The organism is Fervidicoccaceae archaeon (assembly GCA_038734945.1).
In the GTDB taxonomy this organism is placed as follows: Archaea; Thermoproteota; Thermoprotei_A; order Sulfolobales; family Fervidicoccaceae; genus ARK-14.
Map to the genome: position 1 here is coordinate 1 of JAVYOA010000004.1, position 26,793 is coordinate 26,793.

Annotated in this window: 23 protein-coding genes and 3 tRNA genes; 11 read left to right on the plus strand and 15 right to left on the minus strand. The window is 43.3% G+C overall.

The annotated features are described in order from the left end of the window. The 4 genes from QXR92_04040 to QXR92_04055 all read right to left on the minus strand — a co-directional run. On the minus strand, positions 1-2,572 hold a 2,572-nt coding region (locus QXR92_04040), incomplete at its 3' end, for a DUF499 domain-containing protein (protein MEM0319174.1). A gap of 13 nt (positions 2,573-2,585) precedes the next feature. Then, complete coding sequence (locus QXR92_04045) at positions 2,586-5,558, minus strand: DUF1156 domain-containing protein (protein ID MEM0319175.1); 2,973 nt, start codon at positions 5,556-5,558, stop codon at positions 2,586-2,588. Between the two features lie 1,373 nt (positions 5,559-6,931). Continuing rightward, positions 6,932-7,006: transfer RNA gene (locus QXR92_04050), tRNA-Arg, on the minus strand. A gap of 37 nt (positions 7,007-7,043) precedes the next feature. After that, on the minus strand, positions 7,044-7,340 hold the full coding sequence (locus tag QXR92_04055; GenBank protein MEM0319176.1) for a hypothetical protein: 297 nt from the start codon (positions 7,338-7,340) through the stop codon (positions 7,044-7,046). Positions 7,341-7,461: 121 nt separating this feature from the next. On the opposite strand from QXR92_04055, the gene QXR92_04060 reads away from it, so the two are divergent. After that, on the plus strand, positions 7,462-7,776 hold the full coding sequence (locus QXR92_04060; protein ID MEM0319177.1) for an MGMT family protein: 315 nt from the start codon (positions 7,462-7,464) through the stop codon (positions 7,774-7,776). Here QXR92_04060 and QXR92_04065 read toward each other — a convergent pair. Then, positions 7,773-8,675 (minus strand): P-loop NTPase, encoded by a 903-nt coding sequence (locus QXR92_04065; protein ID MEM0319178.1) that lies wholly within the window; start codon positions 8,673-8,675, stop codon positions 7,773-7,775. The genes QXR92_04060 and QXR92_04065 overlap by 4 nt on opposite strands. An 88-nt stretch (positions 8,676-8,763) precedes the next feature. Here QXR92_04065 and QXR92_04070 point away from each other — a divergent pair, with 88 nt between their 5' ends. Beyond that, positions 8,764-9,579: a hypothetical protein gene (locus QXR92_04070; GenBank protein ID MEM0319179.1), complete on the plus strand. Its 816-nt coding sequence runs from the start codon at positions 8,764-8,766 to the stop codon at positions 9,577-9,579. Here QXR92_04070 and QXR92_04075 read toward each other — a convergent pair. Next, positions 9,530-9,991, minus strand: coding sequence for a DUF371 domain-containing protein (locus QXR92_04075; protein MEM0319180.1), 462 nt, complete (start codon positions 9,989-9,991; stop codon positions 9,530-9,532). The two genes, QXR92_04070 and QXR92_04075, sit on opposite strands and share 50 nt — an antisense overlap. A 42-nt stretch (positions 9,992-10,033) precedes the next feature. Here QXR92_04075 and QXR92_04080 point away from each other — a divergent pair, with 42 nt between their 5' ends. Continuing rightward, positions 10,034-10,723, plus strand: coding sequence for a protein-L-isoaspartate(D-aspartate) O-methyltransferase (locus tag QXR92_04080; protein ID MEM0319181.1), 690 nt, complete (start codon positions 10,034-10,036; stop codon positions 10,721-10,723). 5 nt (positions 10,724-10,728) lie between these two features. Here the strand turns inward: QXR92_04080 and fen are convergent, their stop codons facing one another. The 6 genes from fen to QXR92_04110 form a co-directional block, all read right to left on the minus strand. Further along, positions 10,729-11,772 (minus strand): flap endonuclease-1, encoded by a 1,044-nt coding sequence (gene fen, locus QXR92_04085; protein ID MEM0319182.1) that lies wholly within the window; start codon positions 11,770-11,772, stop codon positions 10,729-10,731. Then, on the minus strand, positions 11,763-12,020 hold the full coding sequence (locus QXR92_04090; protein ID MEM0319183.1) for a hypothetical protein: 258 nt from the start codon (positions 12,018-12,020) through the stop codon (positions 11,763-11,765). Before QXR92_04090 ends, fen begins: the two co-directional genes overlap by 10 nt. Positions 12,021-12,045: 25 nt before the next feature. After that, positions 12,046-14,256, minus strand: a complete 2,211-nt coding sequence (locus tag QXR92_04095; GenBank protein ID MEM0319184.1) for a CDC48 family AAA ATPase — start codon at positions 14,254-14,256, stop codon at positions 12,046-12,048. Between the two features lie 100 nt (positions 14,257-14,356). Then, positions 14,357-14,432 (minus strand) — tRNA-Gly (locus QXR92_04100). A gap of 38 nt (positions 14,433-14,470) precedes the next feature. Next, positions 14,471-15,025 (minus strand): nitroreductase family protein, encoded by a 555-nt coding sequence (locus QXR92_04105; protein ID MEM0319185.1) that lies wholly within the window; start codon positions 15,023-15,025, stop codon positions 14,471-14,473. A gap of 109 nt (positions 15,026-15,134) precedes the next feature. After that, entirely contained in the window at positions 15,135-16,046 is a 912-nt protein-coding gene (locus tag QXR92_04110; GenBank protein ID MEM0319186.1) for a thiamine-phosphate synthase family protein, read from the minus strand. A 138-nt stretch (positions 16,047-16,184) separates the two neighbouring features. Here QXR92_04110 and QXR92_04115 point away from each other — a divergent pair, with 138 nt between their 5' ends. From QXR92_04115 to QXR92_04130, 4 genes are all read left to right on the plus strand, one after another. After that, complete coding sequence (locus QXR92_04115) at positions 16,185-17,873, plus strand: cation:proton antiporter (protein MEM0319187.1); 1,689 nt, start codon at positions 16,185-16,187, stop codon at positions 17,871-17,873. A gap of 321 nt (positions 17,874-18,194) precedes the next feature. Next, positions 18,195-19,175, plus strand: a complete 981-nt coding sequence (locus QXR92_04120; GenBank protein MEM0319188.1) for a 2-hydroxyacid dehydrogenase — start codon at positions 18,195-18,197, stop codon at positions 19,173-19,175. A gap of 90 nt (positions 19,176-19,265) precedes the next feature. Next, entirely contained in the window at positions 19,266-19,931 is a 666-nt protein-coding gene (locus QXR92_04125) for a Snf7 family protein (protein ID MEM0319189.1), read from the plus strand. A 102-nt stretch (positions 19,932-20,033) separates the two neighbouring features. Further along, positions 20,034-21,005 (plus strand): hypothetical protein, encoded by a 972-nt coding sequence (locus tag QXR92_04130; GenBank protein MEM0319190.1) that lies wholly within the window; start codon positions 20,034-20,036, stop codon positions 21,003-21,005. Positions 21,006-21,083: 78 nt separating this feature from the next. Here the strand turns inward: QXR92_04130 and eno are convergent, their stop codons facing one another. Continuing rightward, a complete protein-coding gene (gene eno / locus QXR92_04135) occupies positions 21,084-22,367 on the minus strand; it encodes a phosphopyruvate hydratase (GenBank protein MEM0319191.1) in 1,284 nt (427 codons plus the stop codon). Between the two features lie 119 nt (positions 22,368-22,486). On the opposite strand from eno, the gene QXR92_04140 reads away from it, so the two are divergent. Both QXR92_04140 and QXR92_04145 read left to right on the plus strand, forming a co-directional pair. Further along, on the plus strand, positions 22,487-22,798 hold the full coding sequence (locus QXR92_04140; protein MEM0319192.1) for a chromatin protein Cren7: 312 nt from the start codon (positions 22,487-22,489) through the stop codon (positions 22,796-22,798). A 44-nt stretch (positions 22,799-22,842) separates the two neighbouring features. Continuing rightward, positions 22,843-22,933, plus strand: a tRNA-Thr gene (locus QXR92_04145). Between the two features lie 542 nt (positions 22,934-23,475). On the opposite strand, the gene QXR92_04150 is transcribed toward QXR92_04145, so the two are convergent. After that, positions 23,476-23,628, minus strand: coding sequence for a hypothetical protein (locus QXR92_04150; GenBank protein ID MEM0319193.1), 153 nt, complete (start codon positions 23,626-23,628; stop codon positions 23,476-23,478). 76 nt (positions 23,629-23,704) lie between these two features. Here QXR92_04150 and QXR92_04155 point away from each other — a divergent pair, with 76 nt between their 5' ends. Both QXR92_04155 and QXR92_04160 read left to right on the plus strand, forming a co-directional pair. Continuing rightward, positions 23,705-23,950: a hypothetical protein gene (locus QXR92_04155; protein MEM0319194.1), complete on the plus strand. Its 246-nt coding sequence runs from the start codon at positions 23,705-23,707 to the stop codon at positions 23,948-23,950. A 433-nt stretch (positions 23,951-24,383) separates the two neighbouring features. Further along, on the plus strand, positions 24,384-24,680 hold the full coding sequence (locus QXR92_04160) for a hypothetical protein (protein MEM0319195.1): 297 nt from the start codon (positions 24,384-24,386) through the stop codon (positions 24,678-24,680). Between the two features lie 424 nt (positions 24,681-25,104). Here QXR92_04160 and QXR92_04165 read toward each other — a convergent pair whose 3' ends face one another. Beyond that, complete coding sequence (locus QXR92_04165; GenBank protein MEM0319196.1) at positions 25,105-26,373, minus strand: glycosyltransferase family 4 protein; 1,269 nt, start codon at positions 26,371-26,373, stop codon at positions 25,105-25,107. Positions 26,374-26,793: the final 420 nt, after the last annotated feature.

Below are 26,793 nucleotides of genomic sequence, written 5' to 3' on the forward strand. Positions count from 1 at the left end.
CTATTTTTTCGATCCTGCTTTCTTTTATTAAATCGTCTTTTAGAATTGTTGCAGCTATTTTGTATGGAAGAATTTCTGCATCGTCTTTGATTTTGGGGGGAATTTCCGCACCGTTATGGGGGTCTATTTGTTTCCAGTATAGTTTTCCATCCATCCAAATTCCAATATCGAAGTTTTCTATTCCTCTTTTTATTGATTGTTCAATAGCATTGCGTGTGGTGAGTGGGGCAGATGTTACTGTGTAAAATGTGTCTATTATGCTTCTGAACGTGTATCTGTTTGTTCCTTCGATTAGATCCCAGTTTTGGTTCATTTTTAGGAATTCAGCTAGGTCCCTGAAGCTTATGTCCGTTCTTAGTTTTGGGCCTGTAGCAGGATTCTTCAATCCGGTTTCTACCTGTGGTATTATTGCTGAAGCCGGAGATGTTGTGATCCATTTTATTCCGTCTTTCCCGCCCTCTTTTGTTGGGTATGCGATTCTAGTTAATGCTGAGAGAAGATGCTCGCTTAGCAGCCTTTCGTTGTCTTGCTTATAGTCTTTCAACTTTTTCTCTTGTAAGTTCCTTATGTCCTTATCTGTATAGTATTCTGTCAGGCTATCCATGACTTCTTTTGCAGATTTTATCTTTGCTGCGAAGGATAAAAGTGTATTAAAGTCAGCTTGTTTGTGTGGACATACTACAACTACTGTATTTCTGTAAGTTCTTCTACCTTCTTTGCCTTTCATTAGTATTATGTTTCTTACTTCATCTTCGTGTATTTCTGGTTTAACAAGGACTACTAATTTGGGAGATGGATTGTCATCTATTTTGATTTCTTGGAGGAAATCTCCATAGCCTATTACCGTGGTATTTTTCTCTTCGAAGACTTCGCCCTGTTCTTCTTCTCCTTTTTTTCCTTTTTTGGTGAGTAATTCTTTTGCGTATTCTGTTAAAGTTCCGTAAAGTTCAAGTTTTGGCTCATGTAGTTTCTCTTCGGCTTTTCTCTCTACATATTCTATTACGGATGGGTATGGTGTGAACCAATAGCGTCCATTTTCTGTTGTGAAGTGGGGCAGTTTGCTTGCCATTTCCTCCAGCATGTCTTTTATGTCTAATGGTGTCCATTTTTCAGTTGCGAATGTTTCTGGATCAAAAACCATTAGGGCAACTTCCTTTGTATCTGGAAAAACTTTTAAGGGTTCTTTGAAGGTTTCGTAAGTATAGGATTTTAGGAAAATTGCCGTTGCGATCTTGTATGCTAGTTCACTCTTTGAGCACTCTGATACTGAGCCTAGGTGTCCTTCTTCTGTGACTATGTCTCTTGAAACAACATCTCTGAATTCTCTGTATCTTTCTGTTAGTACTATATTTCTTATGTCGTTGTCTTTTAGGTCTATATGCCATGGCATAATGAAACTTGCTTCTTTTTTAATGCGCAGGAATTTTCGAATAACTTTTCTTGTTATTCTTATGGCGTCTCTTGTTTTTTGGAGGTCTCGGTTTCTTGTTACAAATTCCTGCAGGACTTCTATATATTTTGGGTGAAAGGGGTATGTGTCCATGGCTGAGGATTTTTGTCCAGTTTCTGTGGAATATTGCCAGTCTGATTCTACACCGAACAGTTCTGGATGTTCACGGTATTTTCTGTGGAGTTCGTCTTTTGCTTTCGATGCCTCCTCTTTCGGGATCTTTTTGAATATCCTTTTTTGAAGGACCTTTGCTACATCATCTGGTGAAACTGGAACGACTCTTTTTGTTGATTTTCTTTCTAGGCTTCCTAGGACTTTTTTTGCATAGTCCTTGAACATATCTTCTTCTATAAGTTCTTCCTGTTCTCCTCTCTTTCTGTATTCAGCCTGTATGGAAACAACTAACACTGTTTTTGGTGTATCTTCTATGGCTCTGGAGAGGTAATCTAGAAATAAAAGAACTTTACTTCCGTAGTCTTTAAGGCCTTTGGATTTGTCCACGTTTAATATATAATGAAGTATTTCGTCCATTAAAATCAGAATTGGCTCTTTTGTTTCAGCTAGTATGCTTTTTAGAAGAGTTACGTCTGGAGCTGGAGCATCTTCGTTGTCGAGATGTTTAACTTTGCTGTAGGCGCCGAGCTTGTAGGCTAGCATACCCCATATCGTTTTTATGGTGAAGTCTTCAGCTTTGTAAGGTTCTTTTGGGTGGGGAATTAGGTCTGCCCTGCTTCCATCCATGACTATTATTGTTGGTTTGCCAGCTTCGGCTATTTTTGCAGCCAATTGTGGGTTAATTTCTTTTAATGTATCTGGGTTGTTAAAGGCGTGGTATAGAGTTATTTGTGTGTGAGTTTTTCCTCCGCCAAATAATGAAGTTAGAAGGTATATGCTTCCACCTTTTTCATCTTGGAGGTCTTCAGCTATATCTTCTATCAGTTTTTTCATGTTTTCTGTTAAGTATGTTCTTGCGAAGAATTCCTTTGGATTTGCATATATTGGTTCTTCTTTGCCTTTGAGCAGATCGCCTAAGTCGGGAGCTGCTTTATCGTCTAGTCTTACATCGTTTATATCATCCCATACTTCCATTAAGCCGTTTTTAATGTAGTTTAATATTCCCATTTCTATTCACTTTTTATGGGAATAGAGTTTTATCTCTGGGTGACAAGTAGTCAATCATGCGATTACATAAGCTATATTCCGGGTCTTCTTTTGAAAGGGTTTTTACCAAGATTTTGGCTAATGTTAGAGCTTCTTCTACATATGTGGGGTAATCATTTTTTAATTGTTCTAATTTGCGCTTGAACTCTTCTCTTGAGAATGTTGCTACATAATATTCTAACATGTGAAGTGCGTCTATTGTGCATCTTATTTCCGGTTTTTCTGGGTTTATTCCCCTAATTTCTAGGATTTCGGCTAGGCTCGAGCGTTCCGTAGATGGAGGCTCAATTAGAGTGTATGTTTTGGATTTTGCCACTTTTGCCCCAGTTTCTTCTTTTCCTTTCAATATCTTCCATGTTTTTATTGCGGTGTTGAGGTCTAAGGATGTGCCTATGGAAAACAACCTCAGGTCTGTGCTTTCAAGGATCTTATTCTTTGCTCCTGGCAATATTGATTTTATTAGTAAGTAGAACATAGCGTCAGGATTTTTCACCCCCTCGTTTAGCTCAGCCTTTTTTGCTAGGGCTGTTGCCAAGCCTAGATAAGTTGCTGGGTAAACATAATTGTCAACAAGTGTTTTGATGTCTAATTTCCCCATGGCCTTTATTTCGCGGTATTTTGTGGCTGCGGCTAAAGAAGCGGCGAGGGTCCCAATAACAAGATCTCTACCAGTTACGCCGAGGTCCATTAACTCTCTTGCCCTTTTTGCTGATTCTTCAACCATTTGGTTGTAAAGCTCTGAGGCTTCGATTGAACCTTGACAGCCCTTCCTCCAAACAACAACTATACTTGTATCCATGGATAGCTTTTCTCTTTTGACTACACTTTGGGCTGACTCAGTTGTTATTGGAAAAGCATTTGTAACCATTAGACCCGTAGCTTCCCATCCTGCCTCTAGAAGAGCTTTCCAAGCGTCTGGATCTGTGTGGGCATAGTATGTAACTAGCAAACCGTTATCCTCAAGCCTAGAAGCCATAGTAATAAATGAAGAGTTGAGGAGGTTCTGGAAATGCTTAACACCATCTTCTTTCTTGGCATCTGCGCCAAGTCTAGGCGGGTTAAGGCTGACCTCACTTAGGGCATACTTCTCCCACTGTGTCGAAACCTCAACCCAACCATCACCAACTTTCTCAAAGAAGGCTTCTGGCAGGAAGCGGGGAACAAGCCTGCCGTTCTCAACATCGCTCAAAGCCCTCTTAAGCCAAACATAATAGAAATCACTAAGCTCAGCATAAGGAACATCATCATAATAAGGCGGATCGGAAACAATCAAGTCGAACTTTTCGTCCCCAAGCTTGCCGAGTACTGTGGCATCATCCAACACAACTTCAACATGACTAGGACTACCAGAAATAGCGTTGAAAAGGTATTGGATACTTTTCACAATAGTGCTTAGATTCGCGCTATAAGAGCCGGTAGTATTTGTCCAAGGTGAAAGCTCGGAAAAATTCCATTGCATGGCAATACCTCTAACAGCGAGCGTATGTTGTACTATTTCAAATCCTGGATTCCAAGCAGTCGAAACCGAATTAAAATCTACAAATTTGATGAGAGATGCTGCTAGGTATGTTGTTACTGCTTCTGCGTATTTGTATGCTTTCTGTTTGTCCCAGCCCTGCTCCAGCTTCTCCTCCTCTACTCTTCTACCGGCTTCGCGTATTAGCTTAACGAGTTTAGTAAGCGTTAGAAGCTGACGCGGATTAAACAGCTTATACCACTTGTCAAAACCATAAAAAATAACCCACATGCTTCTTGCTTCGTAGACAGGTAATGCTTCTCTTGGTACGTCTGGGTCGCCTTCTTGTAGCAATTTCTTCACTTCACTTCTTGCCAATTCAAGTTTTTCCTGGTCTTTTTCTGTACATGGCTCGAACTCCAGATTACCATTCTTCATTTTAACTTTTACAAGCAGTCTCTGTCTCGCTAAAACTTCTGTGCTCCCCCCTTCCATGCTTTGGTTATATGTTTTTATAGCATATTTCACGTAGCTCTCAAGTCTCTCCCTAACCTCTTTAGGTAAACTCTTTGTTTCAGTATAGTGCCTTCCATTCTGCAGATCCACTTTCATTATTGGTTGATGGCAGAATAAGCACACGGCCTTTTCACGTCGTGCTTCAATGTTGCTTTCTGGAACATAAAACTCTCTGCCATTGGTTTGAATTCTTAAACCAGAAACCTTTGCGCTTTTAACAGCCCTATTCCCTAACTCCCTATTCAAATCAACGACTCTAATCCTAACATTATCACCTTCTATAACTGGCTCCATCCAAGCAAGCCTTTCATAGCCATTATTGCTCTTGACCCTTGCAAGCCACCAGTTCCCAACAAGTGGAGTCCAACGCCCACAATGCGGGCACTTAATTTCCCAAGAACCAATGTAGACAGCTGTCTCTTTATCATACAACTCCTGAATAAGTGGATCCTCTTTAAGACGCTCAATAATCCACTTGCCCCACTTCTCTACATCACGCACAAGTCTTTCGCCATAATTGTTAGGATATTCCAAAACAGTCTTCAAAAAAATATAAGCCACAGGCAAAAGGTCCGTGGCAGTAACATTTAAACCTAACCTTAAACCCTCAAGCGGAATGGAGCCAAAACCCGCAAAAGGATCCAATAGCTTAACGCCCTCAAAACGGTAACGAGGCTTAACCCTATGAGGCGTTTCTTCAAATTTTATACGTCCATTAGCCTGCTTCTCCTTACGCCTAATGCCGATATTATGTAAAAATTCGTTAACATTTGTCTTCTCAGGCAATAAGCTACCTGCAGTAATAGCCCTAGCAGAAATCAAAGGTTTTCGAGTCCACCAAAAGACCATTTCCCAATGAGGAGGTCTCCCAGGGCCTTTCTCAACAGCAGAAGCCTCACTAATAACACTGAAGGGAAAATTAAAAGACTCAATAAAGCGCCTGTCTATCTTATTATCATTATCTTTAACTATCAACCAGCATCACATCCCAATAATATGATCCAGGACATTATATATAAACCTTAAAATATAGTTGATGACACGTAGTCGGCAAATCAATAAGTAAAGACATATCAAAATATCCAAGTTCTTAAGTGGCAGGAAGGGCAAACTATAAAGGGAAAACTTCTAACAAAAATGATTCTCCTTAAAACTTTAGAAACGAAAAAGCTACAGAAAAGCTTAGAACTGTAAAGAGAAAGATGATGAAATACTTATTAATAATTAACAATTTGATAGCTTATCAGCAACACAGTGAGTTAATAGATCTTTGAGTTTAAAACTAAGCTACTTCAATTTTCGCTAAAAATGACTTGATGAAAAAAGGAGCAGGATATTCAAGTATGTTTATTAAAAGTAACGTTATAATTGGAATTTTCCACTTATCCTCAAACATAACCTAATCCCGAGAAAGAACAAAATACAACAAAAAAAGCTCTCGATAAAACATACTATTATCCTTTCCTAGAGTCTATTAGTTGAACTTAATAAAAGCTTCTTTTCTCTGAAGATATCAAATTCTATTTTTCAAATAAAGGGATAATGCATACTGACAGATTATGGGAAAACTTTCAAAAAAATAATATTAGACATAGCTCGAGATAATTCGCTTGCCAGGTGATGAATTCAGCTAAAAATCCTTAAAAGCTATTATAGCACAAACTTTGGAAAAACTCCTTAGTAGCCCTCTCAATCTCCTCAGAACTTTCAAGGCTTATCAAAAATAGCATTAGAAGGGAATAGTCTGAGCAGAAGGCAGTGTCTTGGATTTGTAGTCCATTGTTGTGATCTTCTTCAGATTTGGCTTCTTCGTGCAATTTTTTGGTCATTTTGACTTTTCTTTGTCTATGAAGAATTATGGGTTATTTATGTTGGCTACTATGACGGAATTCACACGGCTTCATTGCTAATTAAGATCGTGTTCGTGTGGGAGCTTAATGCCGTTTATAATAGAAGCGAACTAAATCTATTCCTCGTAGAAATATTAGGATTTTTTGAACCATCCTCCTTAAAATCGGTTAATTGAGTTTGATGATCTTTTTTGGAACTAAAAAACACATACCAGAAACAATACCGAGTTATGGCATACACTTTATATTAGGCATATTCATCCAGATAAAAATTTCTCATGTGAATACTCATTTATGAAAAAAGGTTTGTCTTTTAGGGCAAAGGTAAGGTCAGTTTTATAGTGGGCAGAAGATAGCATCTTTCTATCCTGACTAGATCTTACTTAGGTTTAGACACCCGGACATCGTTAACTTTCAATCAAATCTAAAACGTTTCATGAACTTCTTTTCATAACAACGAAATGGCATTCATAAGTCATTAGATACTAGTAATTTAGGCGGGCCCGCGGGGATTTGAACCCCGGACCACCAGCTTAGGAGGCTGGCGCCCTATCCTGGCTGGGCTACGGGCCCCTATTTTTTAGCTCAACAACTCCCTTATTTTACTTTTCTATAGCAGTTCAATAGTTGCTTCATGGTGACTTAGCTTTTCCGAGAGCTGACTGAGAAAATCAAATGAGTCCTCAATTTCCTTGCACACAATTTTCAATACAAAACCCATTTCGCCAGATCCAGGAGATAGCGGCTTCCTGAATGATGGCTGAGAGATAATGAGGCACCCCTTCTGGCTAATTCCTACAATTGCTCCGCCTATGCTGGCTCTTTTTGAAAGCAGCTCAGAAATGCTGCTAGAAACAGCCATCATTTTCTGAGCTTCATATATTCTAATGAAGAGCTTCAGCTCCATCAATTTTCATCACTTTCCATAATGAGCAAATGAAGATAAAAAACTTCTATTTTTTATAGAGCCATTTCAAAGAATAAAAATCCATGTATTTCAGAACTTCCTGAAAAAGAGGCTCCTGCATATGAAAAAAGGAGTAGATAGAATGGAAATTCTCAGCATTTTTCTTCAGATTATTCCCCCCGGAAAGGTGACAACTTACGCCTCACTGGCAAGGCTGCTGGGGACCTCTCCAAGAGCTGTAGGCAAATTGCTTTCAAAAAATAGATCTCCAATAATTGTGCCATGCCACAGAGTTGTGAAATCCAGCGGAGACATAGGAGGCTACTCTCTCGGTGCTAACATGAAAAAGAAGCTCCTTGCCCTTGAAGGCGTAAAAATCAATGGCAATAAGATCAGCAAGGATAGCATTTTCCTCCTAGACGAATTTCTCCACTAAATTTGGGAATTCGAAAGACCTACCTTGACAGCAACATTTTTTGCTAGCTTTTCAAGCTCCTCATGAACTGCTGTTCCATTACCAATCTCGTAAATCGGGGATCCCTCGTCATGTGCCCTTCTCACTGCCTCATTTAGAGGGATTCTAGCTAGGATCTCCAAGCCATAGTCTCTCGCTATGGCTTCTGCTGAGCTTTTTCCCAAAATCTCAATTTTTTCTCCGTTAGAGCAAACATAGTAGCTCATGTTTTCCACAATGCCAAGAATTGGTATATCGAGCTTTCTGGAGAAGTTCACTGCCTTTCTCACTATCCCCTCTGAAAGCTTTCCAGGTATTGTAACTATGATTGAGTGCCTTGGAGGTGGAACATATTGGGCAACAGTTATTGATTCATCTCCTGTTCCTGGAGGAAGGTCTATGATCATTATATGCGGATCATCCCACCTAGTAAGTGCCAAAGTCTGCAAAATGAATTTTGTCCTCAGCGAGCCCTGCCAGATCAGAGGAGTGGACTTATCAGTTAAAAGGGGCTCAACGCTCATTATCTGAATCCCTTCATCGGTGAGATAGGGAATCAGCTCCCCTGTTTCCTCATCCATATATATCTCTGCCTTTCTCTCACCAAGGAAAAAGGGAACAGATGCTCCTGTCTCATCAGCATCATAGAGGGCAACTCTGAACCCAATTCTTCGAAGGTACTGGGCGAGCGATACAGCAATGAACGTTTTTCCAACGCCACCCTTTCCGCTCATTACCATTATCTTAGCAGGAATTTGGGACAGCCTTTCTCTTGCCTTCTCAATGTACTCGTCAATTTCGCTCTTTCCTTCCTGCTTCTGTGGTGACCCAGGTGCTGAAATTCCCCCCCTTATTCTGAGATCCTTCTTTGCCTGCGACATATCAACCTACAGCTCCAGATAACACAATGTTTAATTCTCGAGCTAATAAAAAAAATTTCGCAGCCTGCTCAAATGGGGAGATGATTCGTTGCGCGAGAGCGGAAAATGCAGGGAAATCGATAGAAGATCTTTTCTCGTGGTGGGAGACATAGCTATAGTGAACATCTCCAGCGAGGAAGAAATTGAAAATGCGAGAGAGCTCGCAAAATGCATTTCTGAAGAATCACCATACATAAAGGCTGTTTTCGCAAAGCAGTCCACAGAGGGAGAGTTTAGAATAGCAAAGCTCATCCACTTGCATGGAGAGAGAAGAACAGAAACCATAGCTAAGGAATATGGGCTGAGATTTGCCGTTGATATTGGAAGGGCCTACTACAATCCAAGGCTCACTGAAGAGCACAGAAGGATAGCAATGAGCTGCAGTGATGATGAAATAATTCTGGATCTATTTTCCGGCATTGGGGGCTTCTCACTGCACATAGCCAGCTTGAAAAGAGCATTTATCTTTGCCAACGATTGGAACAAGGAAGCCATTTCTCTCCTCCTCAAATCAGTTCTTCTGAACAAGAAGAAGCTGAAGGGATCAATATATGCTACAGCCATGGACGCTCTGAATCTAATTCAGGAAATCGAGGGAAAAATATCCTTTGATAGAATAATTATGAACAGCCCAACGAATTCCATTCTCTATCTTGAGCCAGCAATCAGAGCGGCAAAAAGAGGGGGGATCATACATCTCTACACCCTTCAGCAGAAGGATTTCAATAGCTCTGAGCTGATCAGCTTCTTGGGAAATAAAGTAGCTCTTGAAAATGCCGTAGAGGTGCTGGAGTACTCACCATCCAAGAGCATATTCAGACTGGATCTGAGGGTTGTTGGCCCTCATCAAGACCAAGCAGAATAACGAGGAGCTCCTCACCGCTCGAGAGCTTTGATATCAGCTCTCTGCTCAAGCTGGATGCGGACTTGTCTGCCTCTATGCACAGAGTCGACTCATCAATGTAAGAGCTTCTCCTTATTATCATCTTCCTCTCGCTCGATAGGGGAAGCCTCTCATCCCCCCTGCAGTGAACAGAATCAACAGCACCACCAGCCATGAACAGAACAACAATCTCTTTTCCTTTCCTTATGAATTCCTTTGCCCCATCTCTCAGCCCAGACAGGCCAGCACTTGACATTATGCCTATTATGCAGTCTCCCCTCTCTGTCAGAAAATCATCTCTCGTGACTTCTATCGTGGTTCTATGAGTTGCCCTGACGTTCCTGTGTCCGCGAGCCCTAATTATGTCAAGAGGAACAATTCTGCAGTTTCCCAATCTAACCCCCAGATTTTTTATTATTTGAAATAAAATAACTTAATGGGAACACAGTTGATATCTTTCTATGAAAGGAGGAAAAGCTTGGTAGAGAGGCTTAGGGCAGAGGGAATTCTGAAATCAGAGAAGGTCGAGAGAGCCTTTCTAAGAGTTCCTAGGGAGAAGTTCGTCCCTCCAGAGTACAGGGAGTATGCATACTTCGATGAGCCCCTTCCAATAGGCCTTGGACAGACAATCAGCGCACCCCACATGGTTGCAATAATGACCGAGGAGCTCAATGCTGAAGCCGGATGGCGTGTTCTTGAAATTGGAACGGGCAGCGGATATCAGGCAGCAATCTTGGCTGAAATTGTTGCACCAAGCGATGAGAGGAGGGAAAAGTGGGGTCACGTCTTCACTATTGAGAGATTGGAGATGCTTGCTGAGCAGGCAAGAAAGAATATAGCATCATCAGGCTACGAGGATAGAATCACAGTCATAGTTGGAGATGGAAGCCTTGGATATGAGAAGGAGGCTCCATACGATGGCATCCTAGTAAGCGCTGCTGCCCCAAAAATTCCTAGGCCATTGATTGAGCAGCTTAAGGATGGGGGGAGAATGGTAATCCCAGTTGGGCACAGATACGTTCAGAGGCTTCATGTTGTGGAAAAGACTGGAGAAAGCATCAAAGTGAACGTAAAGGAACCCTGCGTGTTTGTCCCTCTAATAGGAAAAGAGGGCTTCAGCGAGTAGCATGTCTATTTGAACCAGGCATCAAGCCCCTTCTGCTTAGACCTGGATGCTGACTTTGCCTTCGTGAGTCTCTCAATTGCTGAGCTAACCCTATCCGGGCTGAAATCGTGCTCCTCTATCAATATCCTCTTTATTTCCTCCTCCTTTGGCTCTCTCCATTCAATAGCATACTCCTTTGTTACCTCAGGAGATAGAAAATAATCATATATTTTTCTGTAGTCCACATCTCCGCTCGGAGGAAGGCTGTTCAGAGCCTCCTCTGCAGTTTCATAGCTCTTGACTATCTTCAGAGCCGTCTTCACTCCAACGCCCTTTATTCCATCTGGATTGTAGTCTGTACCGAGCATTATTCCTATTACTATCAGCTTCTTCCTGTCTATGCCGAGCTCCCTGTACAGCACTGATGCCTCAATTACCTCTGGCTTTATCTCTACATAGGCATCCTTCCTAGGGAGCTTTCTCTTCCCAGTTATGCCGAGATTCCTAACGAGCCTCGGCGAGCCGAAAAGAAGGCTGTCGTAGTCCTGGCTTCCAGCTGACCACGCATCCCCCCTACTTGCTATGTATGCAGCCTGTGCTTCCCCCTCTGCTGGTGCCTGAATTATGGGAATGCCCATGGCTCTGAGGAGCCTCTTCCCATCCTCTACCATCTCATCTGTTAGCCTGGTTGCCATTTGGGCATATATCCTTGCCTCCTCAATTCTGCTCTCTCTTATAGCTTCCCTGTACTTTTCCTCAGCCTCCTCCTTCCTCCTCTTCCTGCTCTGAAGCTCTTTTTCCTTCAAGCTTGGAGGCTTTCCATCAAAAACATAGACTGGCTTAATGCCAGCCTCAATTAGATTTATTGTTCTGTAGAAAAGACCGCTCAGGTGGCTTGTAACTCTTCCCCTGCTATCCATTAGCGGAGTGCCATCTGGCTGTCTTATGGCTGTTAGAAACTGGTAGAGCATGTTGTATGCATCTATTGCAATTGTCCTGTCTCTGAGCTCAGTGAGCTCTACTTCCCTTTTTGCGCTTTCCGGTATAAGCTCTCTCAGCTCTACTCCCAATTCTGCTCAGCTCTATCCCTTATGAGCTCCACCAATAGCTGATCCTCCTTTATTGAGGATACCCTGATGAGACCATTGAGCTCGAGCTTCATGAGAACCTTCAGAAATTCTGGATAGCTGAGCTCTGTAGCAGCGCTCACGGCCTCGTAAAGCTCCCTGTCTATGATCGATCCTCCCTTCAGGTTGAGCATTCTATATATGATTTCCTGAACTGGGAGGTTTCTCCAGGTCGTTCTCAACTCCTTCATCCCCCCATTCTTTAAAAGCTCTTTTCTACGTGTAAGGCGCCGTCTCTACTGCCCTCCTCCTTATGTTCTGCCTCGACTGCTCGAACCACTTTATGTAGAACTCCACCATCTGCTTGTTTATGGACGGCTTCACTACCTGCAGAGCATCCTCGAAGTGCCTCATTGTAATTTCCTTCGTATATATGTCCTCTCTAAGCGCCCTGAGCCCTGCCTCCCTCACCAAAGCCTCTATGTCAGCCCCCGTATATCCTTCCGTTATCTCGGCAAGCTTGACTAGATCGACGTCCTTTGCAAGGGGCATGTTCTTCGTATGTATGCGGAATATCTCTATTCTCTCATCCTTATTTGGCGGAGGAATGTATATCAGCTTCTCTATTCTTCCTGGCCTTATCAGAGCTGGATCCACTATGTCAGGTCTATTAGTAGCTGCTAGCACTATAACGTTGTCCAGGCTTTCTATTCCATCAAGCTCAGTTAGCAGCTGACTCACTACCCTCTCCGTTACATAGGCATCAGAAGACACCCCTCTTATTGGCGTGAGGGCATCAAGTTCATCGAAGAAGACAATGACTGGAGAGTACTGCCTTGCCCTCCTGAATATCTCCCTTATTGCCTTCTCGCTCTCTCCAACCCACTTGCTCAATATTTCTGGACCTCTAACTGCTATGAAGTTGGCCTCACTCTCAGTTGCTGCTGCCTTGGCAAGCATTGTCTTCCCAGTTCCAGGAGGACCGAACAGGAGGATCCCCTTCGGCGGCCTGATTCCCAGCCTCCTGAATGACTCCGGATACTTGAGGGGCCACTCAACTGCCTCCCTAAGCTGCTGCTTCGCTTCCTCCAGCCCTCCTATATCGCTCCATCTCACGTTTGGCACTTCAACATATATCTCTCTGAATCCGCTCGGCACTATCTCCTTGAAGGCTTCCATGAAGTCGCTCATCTTCACTACCATGCTGTTGAGAACTTCTTCCGGAATCTTCTCACTGCTGAAATCTATCTGCGGCATGTATCTCCTGAGGGCATGCATTGCTGCTTCTCTGGCCAGAGCTGCAAGGTCAGCTCCAGTGTAGCCATGGGTTATGTCAGCGAGCTTCTCGAGATCAACCTTCTCTCTGGGATCGCTGGACTCGAGCGGCATATTCCTTGTATGTATTTGAAGTATCTCCAGCCTTCCCTGCCTGTCAGGCAGAGGAATCTCTATTTCTCTGTCAAATCTTCCCGGCCTTCTGAGAGCAGGATCAACTGCATTTGGCCTATTTGTAGCTGCTATTACTACAACATCTCCTCTTGCCTCCAGACCATCCATGAGCGCAAGGAGCTGGGCAACAACCCTCCTCTCAACCTCCCCAACAACCTCATCTCTCTTTGGAGCTATAGCATCGATCTCGTCTATGAATATTATTGTTGGTGCATGCTTCTTTGCCTCCTCAAAAATCTCCCTAAGCCTCTGCTCGCTCTCTCCATAGAACTTGCTCATTATCTCAGGACCGTTTATTGAAATGAAGTAGGACTGCGTTTCGTTGGCAACTGCCTTTGCAAGCAGGGTCTTTCCGGTGCCCGGTGGACCATATAGGAGGACACCCTTAGGTGGATCTATTCCCAGCCTCTTGAACACCTCAGGATACTTGAGAGGAAGCTCTATCAGCTCTCTTACCCTCTGTATTACGTTCTTGAGCCCTCCAATATCCTCATAGGTAACTCTGGGCATTCTCCCAGGCTCGATCGGCTTATCAAGCACCTTCACATCTGTTTCAGCAGTAACTATCACGACACCAAGCGGCTTTGTCTGAACAACAGTGAATGGAATTGCCTGCCCCAGGACGGGAATCAGAATCGTATCCTCCTCAACAAGTGGATAATCAACCAGCCTCCTCTTCACATAGCTGACAAAGCTCTCCTCTATCTGAATATTGAAGCTGCTCGGAGCAAGCTTCACGGATTGAGCAGGCTTTGGATTTGCCTTTCTGACTATTACCTTGTCTCCTATACCAACTCCAGCGTTCTTTCTGACAAGGCCATCCATCCTTATTATATCCATGCCTTGATCCTCAGTGTAGTTTGGCCAGGCAACTGCTGCAGTCTTTCTCTTCCCCTCGATTTCCACAATGTCTCCAGGCTCCACCCCAATCGACTTAAGCAGTCCAAGATCTATTCTCACTTTTCCCCTGCCAACATCCTTCTGTTTAGCCTCAGCAACTCTGAGAACAAGCTCCTTTCTCTCGCTGCCCTCACTCATTTGCAAAATTCACCTTCTAGAAATATGTGCACTATATTCCTTTTTCATATTTTTCCCCAAGTTAATATGATTTCTCAAAATATTTCCTCATTTCTTTAGGTGCGGCGGCCGGGATTTGAACCCGGGATCACCGGCTTGGAAGGCCGACGTCCTAGTCCAGGCTAGACGACCGCCGCTCGCAGTGAATAATAAAACTACTCCCTTATAATTTTTGCTACACTTTTTTATTCTCTCCTCCCATCCTCTCTCCATATCTGTTGAGAAATACCAATTCATCCAGGCTCTTTCTAGGCCTGGGTTTTGGAGTTTCAGCAGGATAACCCATTGCAACTATCGCAATTGGGATGATATCAGGAGGCAGAGATAGCAGCTCTGAGATCTTCTCAATATCCCTAAGAGCCTGTATCCAAACGGTCCCTATACCATAGGCATGAGCAGCAAGCATCAAGTAAATTGTGGCGTTTGCACAATCAAGCATATACGAGGTTGGAGACAGCCTTTTATCGCATGCTACTGCTATTCCAAGAGGGGCTTCCCTCAATGGATATGCATAGGGATGAATTCGGGAGAGCTCTTCCTTCAGAGACTTCTCCCTCACAACTATGAATATCCATGGCTGCGAATTCCTCGCGCTCGGTGCATATCTTGCTGCATAGAGTATTTTCTCTATCAGCTCATCATCTATATTCTCCTGAGTGAACCTCCTCACGCTCCTCCTTGAAATTAGAAACTCTATTTTTTCCTCTGCTTCATTGGGAAAAGCTTTCACTTTTGCCACCAGAATAAAAATTCATGAGAGCTTCCTTTGAAGCCCAATCTCTTCCTTTTGCTTTTATAATATTATATTTATGCTTCAACAGAAAGCATGATAGGGAAAATCATCTCGATGATAGGCAGATGAGGGCCTTCCTCACAGCATCAACTGCTGAGCTGGAGAATATGTACAGAACTGGCTCAATCCCATATCCTCCCAGGTCAGCTATAGCATCGGGTGGGGTGCCCATCCTATTCAGAGCACTTTCGAAATCCTTGAGAAGCGAAATGAGATCAGAGTGCGGCCCTACTTCAAAAACAGCATAATTTTCCCTTTTCATAGCTTCAATGCATTCTCTGCTGTATTTTGCTACGAATGCTGCTGAGACCGATGGAAATTTTCTTTTTGCAAGCAGAAGTATGCTTCCTGTATGTCTGCTCCCTCCCCTCACAGGTTCCCCAAGGGCCTCAACCCTTCCACCAGCATTGACGAGCTTTCCCGAATATCCCACAACTTCCTCCACAGCTGTTGCTGAGAAGCTAGCTGCCACTATATTCGAGCCGACTTCAGGAATTATATCCGAAGCGTTTGGAACAGATCTAAGCAGCTCGAACGCAGCCTTTATCTCTTCCACAATTGGATCACTTTCAACTAGGAATATTTTCATGCATATGTCGCAGCTTGCTGGAACATCCCGAGAGATCCTCTTATGAAAACTGCAGAGCTGCCCTGTTCTCAAAATAAAATTGAAATAGGAGCTCATCATGCTGAGGTACTCATCCCTTTTCCCCTCATACAGCTTGCTGGATGCCAGCTCGACTATTCTCCTGACATCCTCTTTCTTCAAGCCAATATTCTCCAGATCTTCATAGTAATCCTCCTCTGGCTTGCTCAGCAGCTTGTTTATCATTGGCTGGGATAGGCCCATGAGCTTTGCTGTTCTGAATTGCCCAACCCCCTTTTCAACAAGATTTTTTGCAATAAGCCCCCTGACTTCTGGAGCTACATGCTTGCTGACTAACTCATGGGGAAGCATTTCAGACATCTCATTTCCATTATCAAATAATTATTATCATAACTCGGTTATTACTATTTCCCTATATGCTGAGGAAAAAAGCTGCTGTATAAAAGCATTTAAATCGAATGCTTTTCTTTTAATTTAGGGAAAAAAGCAATGGATCCAATGCTATCCCTCATAGTTTTGCTGACATTCACCGGGATATTTGCTTCCCTCTTTCAGAGAATTGGGATAAATAGGGTAATCGGCTACCTATTCGGAGGAATAGTCGTCTATGCATTGAATCAATTTGGAAAAATATCGATAGACCTTCAGTACACAGAGCCGCTCAAGCAAATAGGGCTGATCCTCTTTTTCTTCGAAGTAGGCTCAATGTTCAAGATTTCAGAGATGAAGCAGAATTTTACCAGGGTTCTCTCAGCAGAGCTCGTCGCTCTAACTGTCTATTGGATCAGCGCGAGCTTCCTCTCTTTTCTTCTCTTCTCCTCCGAGCTCGAAAAGCTCGTTCTATTCCTCCTTCTAACAAACTGCTCTACTGCATCCATTGTTGCTCTCCTGTCGAAAAGAGAATTTGAGAGCCTCATACCAATAGCTGCATTCCAAACATCGCTGGAGGACATGATTCAGTTCTTCCTCTTCTCCATGATTTTGACAGTTGGCTCCTCTCCTCTCACGCTTCAAGATGTGGTTCTCTCCTTGATTAAGCTCTCCGGCTCTGCCCTCTTTCTCTACTTTCTCAGCACGAGAGCGCTTAGAAGGCTTCAAGGAAGCTCATTCCTAGGCAATCCAACCAACAAGTTTCTCCTAGCTCTGTTGATGGCTCTCCTATTCTCAACAATATCGGATGCGATGGGGCTCCCCTCCTTCTTCGGAGCATTCATAGCAGGTCTATCCTTCAATGCCTCAATAGGAAAGCAGGGAATAGGGGAAATGACTGAGGGGCTGTGGGAGCTTGGGCTTCTTTTCTATTTCTCCTCCATAGGCTCAGAGTTGGTCAGCATTCTATCCATGGAGAGCTGGATGTTCATGATAGGTGCTGGAATAGCTTTCGGCATCATGTCCTTTGTAATAAGATCTGTGGCACTATCTGTGGGAGAAATGATGGGAGGAGTGCCTCTGGAGAGCTCAGTGAAAATTTCATTTATACTCTCAACCCTGAGCGAGAATGGAATCATTTTCACTGAAATGCTTGGCACGAAAGGAATAATTTCTCCATCCCTCACAGGAATTTCAATTACAGCAGTAATATCATCGCTTCTCCTTCAATCTCAGATACTCAGCAGAACGGAAGCTCTATCATCTTTGGCTATCAGAGCTGTTCCAGGACCCCTTCTTGAGAAGATGGCCCACATCTCGAAGCTGTACTATCTCAGTGTTGATTCAGCACTTCGAATATTCACCATAACCTCCTATTTCTTCGCCTCTCTGCTTGCTATAACTTACTCAATAGATGCTCTGCAGGCTGTGCTCCAGAGAATAGAGCCAGGCAGCCTCGGCAAAAACGCCATATTAATAGCATCTCTTCTGAGGAGTGCAGGTATTGTTGCTGTACTGATAATTTTCTTCTTCTCAATGAGATCCCTGTACAGGCTTAATCTGGAGGGAAGAGCGATTGGTGAGGAATCCTTGAGAAAGCTCAAAGGAGCAATAGGGATTCTCGCCTCAGCTATAGCAATTGCTGTACAGGCAAACATACTTAAGGACGTGCTGTCCAATTTTGGAATGCAGATAATTGGGCCGCTTGAGCTCATCATAGTATTCCTCTCCATTGCTGCTATTGCCCTCAATATATTCCTTGCCTGGAAATATAGGCCAAGAAATTCGGATGCAGAAAAGCTTAAATGACCTTTTGAGCAGAAAAATATACGAAGCCGGGTAGTCTAGCGGCCAAGGATGCGGGGCTCTGGTCCTCCTCCTCAACCCCCAAGCTCCTACTTGAAGTTTATCTGAGCTCCATCCCTTGAGAGATCTCAATGCATTGAAGTGCAATGAGCTGAGGAGGAAAATTACAGCATAACCTTTTTCTTAAAAGCATCCTAGATTCTCAGCAGCACATGCTTTCATAGCATTACTAAAAAAGAATCATTTTCTATTTTTCAGGGAAAAAAGCAATCAACGGAAAACTTTTTTAAAAAAATAGAACAACAATGCCTTGAGGTGCTTTTGTTGGCAAGGGTCCTTGTGACATTCAAGCTGAATGAGGAATTCAAGGAGATTCTTGAGAGAAGCGGTGAGTCCTTTTCAATTTACTCTGGCTCTGAACCTTTTGAATCCTGGTTCGAGAGGGAAAGCAGGGATGCAGTAGTAGCAATAGTCTTTCCTGGGCAGCCCTTTGGTGAGAAGGAAATCCTTCAATCTCCCAAGCTCAAGCTGATAATTGTTCATGGATCTGGATTGGATAAAGTTGACATAAGGGCAGCATCATCCAGAGGTGTATGCGTAGCCAATGCTCCAGACGAGATAGCTGTGGCTGTTGCTGAGCACTCTCTTGCACTAACCATGGCTGCCTTGAGAAAAATAACTGTTGGAGACTCCATAATTAGAGAGGGGAAATGGGTTAGGGGAATACAGTCATCTCTCACTGGGAGAAGCATAAAAGCACTCCAGGTAGGAGTGGTCGGGCTGGGAAGAATAGGTTCAGAGGCTGCCAGAATATTCTCCAGCTTGGGAAGCAGAGTGGTCTACTGGGACAGAAGGAGGAAGCCTGAGATAGAGCATGCGCTGGGAATAACATATGCAGGCCTTGAAGATCTTTTCAAAACATCCGATGTCATCATAGTTTCCATTGCCCTCACAGAGCAGACGAGAAGGATAATTGGAGAGAGGGAAATAAACAGCATGAAAAGAGGGGCACTGCTGGTCAATGTCTCCAGAGGCCAAGTCATAGATGAAAGGGCCCTCATAGAGAGGCTCAAAAAGGAAGAAATATATGCAGCTCTCGACGTCTTTGAGGAGGAGCCAATTGGAAAAGATCACCCGCTTTCCCAGCTAAGGAACACAGTTCTCACTCCCCATGTCGCTGGTTTCACATATGAGGCTCTAAACGGCACAAGTAAGATGGTTATTGAATGGTCCATTGACTTTCTCAGGAAAGGCAAGCTGCCTTATACAGTTGTGAATCTGGAAAGCTGCTCGTCTAGGCTCTGATTTTAAAAAGATCTCATGAACTCGAGGTCATCCTTTGTTCCACCTCTTTTAAACCTAGTGAAGACCATATTTCCTATCAGGGACCAAAAAATGTCAGCAATTGATAAGTTCGGCAAGAAGTGGAGTCCACAGGAATCGGAAAACATATTTGATAAGGTGAAGGCAAGGATTGCTCCTCCCCCACCTGTTAGATACAGGATCACAATGGCCCTGTTCAAAATAAAGGTTCAGAAGAACAGACTTGAGTACACTCTGAATAAGCTTCAGGAGAGATCCAATTCACTCTTCGAAAAGGTAGTGGATGCACAAGTAAAGAAGGACATGGACAGAGCAGCTATGTACGCCTCCGAAGTTGCTGAAGTGAGAAAGGTAGCTAAGACAATACTCAGCTCAATATTTGCTCTTGAGAGAATAGGGCTGAGGCTTGAGACTGTTAGAGATGTTGGAGATCTCGTTTCCGCAATGGGCCCAGTCGTTGGCGTGGTAAAGGAAGTAAAGCAGAACCTGATGGGAATAATGCCCGAAGTGGCATTCGAGCTAGGAGAAGTAGACGAGATACTGCAGTCCACAGTCACAGAGCTAGGAGAGTTCACCGGAATACAGATGAGCAACATCTACGTCTCAGAGGAAGCCAAGAAGGTAATGGAGGAAGCATCTGCAATCGCGGAGCAGAGAATGAAGGAGCAGTTCCCAGAGCTGCCAACTGGAGGCTCTTTGAACCTTCCAGCCCCTCCATCTGCCAATACCAACAAGTAAAACAACATACATGCAGTAAAAAGGGAGCATCAAACAAAATTTTTACATTTTTTGGATAAATTTATATATTTTTAACCAAATATTTTTTCGATGATTGAAATGATGAGCACATCTCAGTCCATACATTCTCCAGCGAAGGGGGAGGATGAAAAGGAGGCCATAATTCTAGGACACTGCATTCTGAACATGAACACAAGGGCACCTGGGATTGCTGTCTGGGAAGGAGGAATTGTTCCAGTATTGAGAGCGCTGAAGCGCTATTATGGTGAAAAGCATCAATACCCCTGTCTCGAAGCATCTGTTGTTGGCATGAGGAGATGGTGGCATGTAAAGGAGCAGTACAATACTTTCACCTTCAGATTTCTCTCTCAGAGGCTTTCCCAGATGTATTCCCATCATTTTCTGAGAAACGGCATAACCAAAGTTAAAGTCCTCGGCTTGGGCCTCAGTCCAACATGCGGCCTCAGATACACACAGAGCGATCCAACATATGGGGGAAGGCCCAGAGAGATAGATCCCTCAAGAATAATAAAGAGGGGAAAGGGCGTTCTCATTGAGGAGATGGACAGCGAGTTCAAGAGGGCTGGACTAGATGCGAGCATCCTCGACGTCTCCCCCTCTTTAATTTATCCAGAATATGAAGAAAGAATATCGAATGCAGGAGAATACCCAGCAACACCATATGAGGCGCTTGAAGAGATAGAGTCATTCCTAGAAGTCAAGTTAGCATTCAGGGATGAGGAAATATCCCGCATAAGCTCACTGAAAGAGGACATTCGCTCCAAGAGGACACTGGTCATTCCAAGAAAGCTCCTCGATACACACATTGACGCTCTCATTGGATATGCAGAGAGAGGAGTAGGCATAACATTGATAGAGGACATATACGGGAATGAGGAGGAAAGGGAGCTTCTATCGTTCATATATGCATCCATGCTGGCAAACATGGTCCTTGCTGATCACAGCATAAGAATAGCTGTTGGAAATGGAGAATCCGATGAGCTTGTTGAGAGCATCATGGAGAAGCTGGAGGAGTCCAGGATTCTGCAAAAAATCAGCATTAGAAAGATATAGATATTTGAAGCATTTCAGCCTGGTTTTCATATCATCGCCAGCGGCTCATCGCTTTTAACCATCATCATCAGCACAAGATCAAATGAACAGGGATCTCCCTGCATATCTTGCCTCTCCATCGAGCTCCCACTCAACTTCGAGCAGCCTGTTGTACTTGCTTGTCCTCTCTCCTCTTGCCGGCGCTCCCGTCTTTATTCCCTCAGACTCAATCGCTATGGAAAGATCGGCTATGAAGGAGTCATCCGTATCTCCGCTCCTGTGGCTCACTACTCTCTTAAGACCGCTCTCCAGAGCTAGAACTGAAAAATCAACGGTCTCGCTTACAGTTCCAACCTGGTTCGGCTTTATTAGAACTGCAGACACAGCCCTTCTCTCAAGAGCCATTCTAAGCCTCTTAACATTAGTAGTTAGAAGATCATCTCCAACAATTATTGTCTTTCTCCTCCTCATCTCCTCAGTTATGGCTGCGAACATAGAGAAATCATCCTCTGCGAAGGGATCCTCAATCAGCTTAACTGGATAGGAATCAACTAGCTTAATATATATCTCCATCAGCTCTCCAGCATCTATTTTCTTCCCGCTTACCCTGTACATCTTCTCCTCTTCGCTGAAGAAGCTTGAGGCAGCAGCATCAATACCAAGGGAGAAGTCCTCCTCCATCCTGTAGCCAGCAGCCTGCACTGATTCAGAGATCAGCTTCAGAGCATCTTCAGGCTCACTTATTGGAGGAGCAAATCCCCCCTCATCCCCAACCGAGGTGAATATGCTTCCATACTTCTCCTTTACTCTATCCTTCAGTGAAAAGTACACCTCAACAGATGCCCAGAGAGCATCGGAGAACCTTGAGAAGCCATGGGGTATCAATAGAAACTCCTGAAAGCTGAGGGGATTTCCAGCATGCTTACCCCCATTTATTATGTTCAGAAGAGGAGTTGGGATTCTCCTCCTCAGAGCTCCCCCGAGCACAGCATAGAGAGGCACTTCCTTCACATAGGAGAGGAGCCTGGCTGCAGCCATGCTTACTCCTATTATAGCATTCCCACCAATCTTTGACTTGTTCTCCGTTCCATCGATTGAAATGAGAAGATCATCAATTTTCCTAATGTTTTCAATGTCCTCCCCAACAATTGCCTGGGCAACAACATCTGTTATGTTTGCTGCAGCCCTTCTCACCCCCCTTCCCCTAACCCTTCTCTCCCCATCTCTCAGCTCAAAGGCCTCATTCTTTCCAGTGCTTGCTCCTGATGGGACAGAGGCGCATGCTGTCTTTCCACAGGCCTGCAGGCAGACCTTAAGTGTAGGATTTCCCCTTGAATCGAGTATCTCGATAGCACTTACCTTATCGATTACACATCTGTTCATGCTCCAAGACACCTCCAGGGAAATTGAGCTCAATTACACAGAGGGCTCCCAATTTAATATAGGATAACGATCAAATATAATATTCTAGTGCATTAAGCATTTCCATGAGTTGATTCATCATGCCCAAGGCCCAGAAAAAAGCTAATGTCTGTCCAATCTGCGGAACAGAGGTATCCTCTCCAGACAAAACCTGGAACCTCATCTCACCATTACCAGATGAGATGGGAAGGATAACAGTGACACTTATGGGATCCTTCACCTGCCCAAACTGCGGTTATAAATGGAAGGGCGTCATCTCAAAGATAAAGGTCGGGGGAAGCGAGGTCGAAGTTGAGGCAGGCGGAAAGAAGAAGAGCATAAAGGGTAAGGCAGAGGAGGAGAGCAGAAAAGAGGTAATCATTGTAAACCTAGATGAGAATGAGGAGGAGTAAAGGAGAAATTTTTAAGGGACATTTTCAGAAAAAAGGAGAAGTGAGCCGCCGTAGCTCAGCGGGTAGGCCTCATGGGCCCTCAGCGCCAGCCTTGTAAGCTGGTGGTCGCGGGTTCGAGTCCCGCCGGCGGCTCCACACTCTGTTTGTGATGATTTGCAAGCAATTGTTTCAGACTGCTTTCATATGTTATGAGACGATTTAAGTAATATTGCTGATACTAGGAAAAAACTTTAGGAATAGATTGTGAAGCTTTGGCACGATGTGCTGAACTTCTTGGATTTGTACAAGATGATAGAACCATTCACATGCTTCTGCCTTATGGTTTAGCTGGCTCCAAAGAACAAGCTTTACAAAGAAGATCTCTGCCATGAAAAAACAACCATGGATCAGTTTCTAGAGGTCAATGAAAATATTTTAGTGCAACGTTACTGTCATGATTGTATTTCTCACCTGTAATAAGGAACGATATTGAATCCACCCTGTACTTGACAACCAGGAACCTTTCTGAAAAGTAGAAAAATTCCTCAACTCCTCCAAACCATAAACGACCAAGTTGCCTGGAGACCTGCCCTGATAGAGAATGAGAGCAATAAAATGATAGCTGAAGAACAACTGAAGAAGGAAGTTGTAATGAATTTCGGAGGATCCGTTTGTTCGCTTTAAGGTCTTCAACTTTATCAGCATTTGGCAGGTATGTCTCTGTCTTTTCCCTTTAGCTTCCTAAGACCCTTGATATCATATATCGAAACAATTTTACCAACAACATCTCCAGTTAAAATCAGATTTTGGTTGAAAGCGACTTCATGACAGTCTACTTGCCCCTTTTCCACTACTTCAAGTCCTGCAGACAGTTAATAGTACCAAGCAGAATGACACAATAATTGAGAGAGACCCTCTAGTGCCTGGATGCGGGTCACAGAAAAGGTCTTTCAATACATCAGGAAGCTAGTTGGTGAATCGCCGTATAAAGCATATAAGGATGTAGATTCGGCGTTAAACCAGGTTTACTTCATAAAAATCAAGGAAAAACGAGTAGATGGAAAGCTAGTGATAACAAACCCACACAAGCCTGAGCAGAAAAAGAAGGTCAAGCAAATAGAAGCTTTAGTCGAGCCAGACCATATATATCCACTAATCAGATGGAGTGGGTAAAGATATGTCGGTCTTTGTAGAAATACGAACGTTGTAAGTTACTGCTGTTGTGCAGTAAAATCGCTTTTCAAAAGAAGGCTAAGGAGTTCAAATTTTTCAGCTTACATGTATGATAGAATCTTAATACTCCTAAGAGTTGGAGTTGATCGACAAAATACCCAATGGGACGAGCTCTTGGAAGTGGGTAGCAACATCAGTTTTGAGGAAATCAAGCTCCTTCTTCAGCGAAGAAAAGTGAAGATAGTATTATAGGATTTGCAGTAACACAGCTCAGGGATGCGAGGGCGATGAGGTCATCGTGGCCGATGATTTAACGGTTCTTATACCAGAGGTGCTTCAAGGTGTTAATAAAATAGCAATACCTGACTATATTAAGAGAAGTACCCCATGTACCTAGGAAACCCTACAGAGGAGGAGAACTAAGAAGTACCAGATGATCAGTTGGAACTTCAAGTGGGAGGACTGCGTCATGGTGGATATACCTAGGGAATCACAGACAGATTCGTTTACGAATTTAAAACAAACAGGAACCCGTTTCTATAGAACACCGTCAAGCCTGGGGCATTCACACAAGCAGATTTCTAAAGGTATTTATCTAGAGAAACTAGAATATGGATGGAAAAGTCTGTGGGAGAAATGCGATGGAGACGCTGAAAAAATTAAAAAAGTGAATGCCGGAGTCAAACTTCGCGCTCTAACAAGTGGAAGTGCTGAGCTTGTGAATTCATAGAAAGATGTTCAAGAGAAATTGTTTGGGATGCTTCAATGAGCCTCAGATAATATAGGTGAAGGGAAAGGGATGAATGTATATGAAATACACAAAATTCGATTTTATCTCGAGCATACCTCAACATACAAAAACCTCTTTTACTAACTCTGAGAACTATGGTATAGGCTGATAGTATGGAATTCATTACCACCTACTACGATATTCAAGGGCAACAGCAGCTCAACGTAGTACCAGGCTTCATGCTGCGCGTTGCGATTGCTTACACACTCCACTGCGTCTCCGCTCCATCGAAGTCTACAAGTTTCATACCCAAATTTGGATAGACAAATGAGTCCCTCAATGATCTTTATCGTCCCCATTGTCCCAACTTTTCCAATTATTGGGGAGCTCTTTACATTGAAGGTACGGGTGAGAGAAAAACAAATCATTTCTTGAGCATGACCCTTTTTATTAAGTTGGTTTCTTCCTGCATAATTTCATTCCAACTCCTTAATTTAGGCGGCTCGACCTCTACCCTTTTCGAGCTAATGGTATTCAGAGCCTCAGCAACTAACGCCTCTATGTCACCTTCCTTTACGAGCCTTACTCCAGAACATCCACCATAGTATAGTTTCAGTGCAGGTATATTGTATGCTACCACAGGCGTGCCCAAATAGAGTGACTCCAATATGGAGTAGGGGAATGAATCTACATGACTTGGATAGAGCATTAAATTAGCATTAGCCACGATTCTAAATCTTTCGGCCCTAGGAATATTCCCGGTTAGAACAATTCTATCTTCAAGTCCAAGCCTTCTCACAAACTTCTCCACTCGTACTCTTAGCCTATTGCCAATATACCCTGTTATAACGAGCTTTAGCAATGAATTCCTTCTACTAATTTCTCTGAATGCATACAATGCTTCTACAAATCCTTTTAAGGCATCCACGCGCCCACCAAATACCATGTAGTTACCTTTTTCTCTAAAGTTCTCCTTTATTTTCGACATCAGCTTTTCATCCTCTTCATTAAGCGAGACACCCGGATCCATGACGTAGAACCTGTCTAATGGTTTTCCACCCATCTCAATAAAAACAGCCTTACTTACTGCTATTAACACATCATAACTTTTGAGAAGTTCATTAGTTAATCTAGAGTGTGCCAACAGCAACTCCAGTCTTGTCCTTAGTTCCCTAACAAACTTACCTACATAACTGTCTCTATATAGTTCATTGAACCAGAGCCTAAAGGCATTTGTGATGGCCTCCCTCCTCCTCTTGTCGCTATAGAAGAGTGGAAGTTGAATCATTGCAAGAGAAGGGACATTAAACTCCTCCTTTAGTAGCTTACCTATACTTAGGAAGTTGCTTGGCTCGTTTAAGACAACGATCGCTTTAGGTCTTGCCTTTAACTTATCAATTCTCAGCAACATTCTTAAAACTTTAGGTGGGATGGCAATGTATGTAAAAGCAAGCCTACTATCGTTCAGGAACTTCAATTTCGCTTCAACTGGATTAACATCTTGCACTCCTAAATCATTCTTTAATAGCTGTAGCTCATAGCTCGTAAACTTATACCTAGGCTGTATTACTAGATTGACATAGAAGTGCTTGGTGTACTCCTTGATAGAACGTGTAGACCTTAAGACCCCCCCAGTTAGTACGACGTTTGGCAATCCTACGTCAGCTACTACTAGAACATTGCTTTTCTCCAATATCACCACCAACCACGATTCCCAAAGACCCCTATATATTTTTCCAATATCCCTTACAGCTTTAGGTGTCATCGCAATAATAAGCTTGTATTATGTTAACATAAAAAAGTGGGAATAAGAAGACGTTCACTCCCCCAGTATACAGCCTGTCGATTATAGTAACGAATCCACCTACATCTCTAGACTCAACTAGCACACTTTACCAGTGCAGTACGGTAAAGCAACTGGGTTCCTATCCACCATCCAGAGTCCTGCTTATGAGCAGTCTGCTTACTGATCATCACAGCCGCGGACTTAGTCCAGTTTGTTCAGAGTTTTTTTATGTTGTGAATCAACAGAAAAAACTAAAGACTCTTCATCAATGAACTTCAATGACAATTACCTATAAATTCTCTTGCTTTGGAGAATTACTTTCTTCTT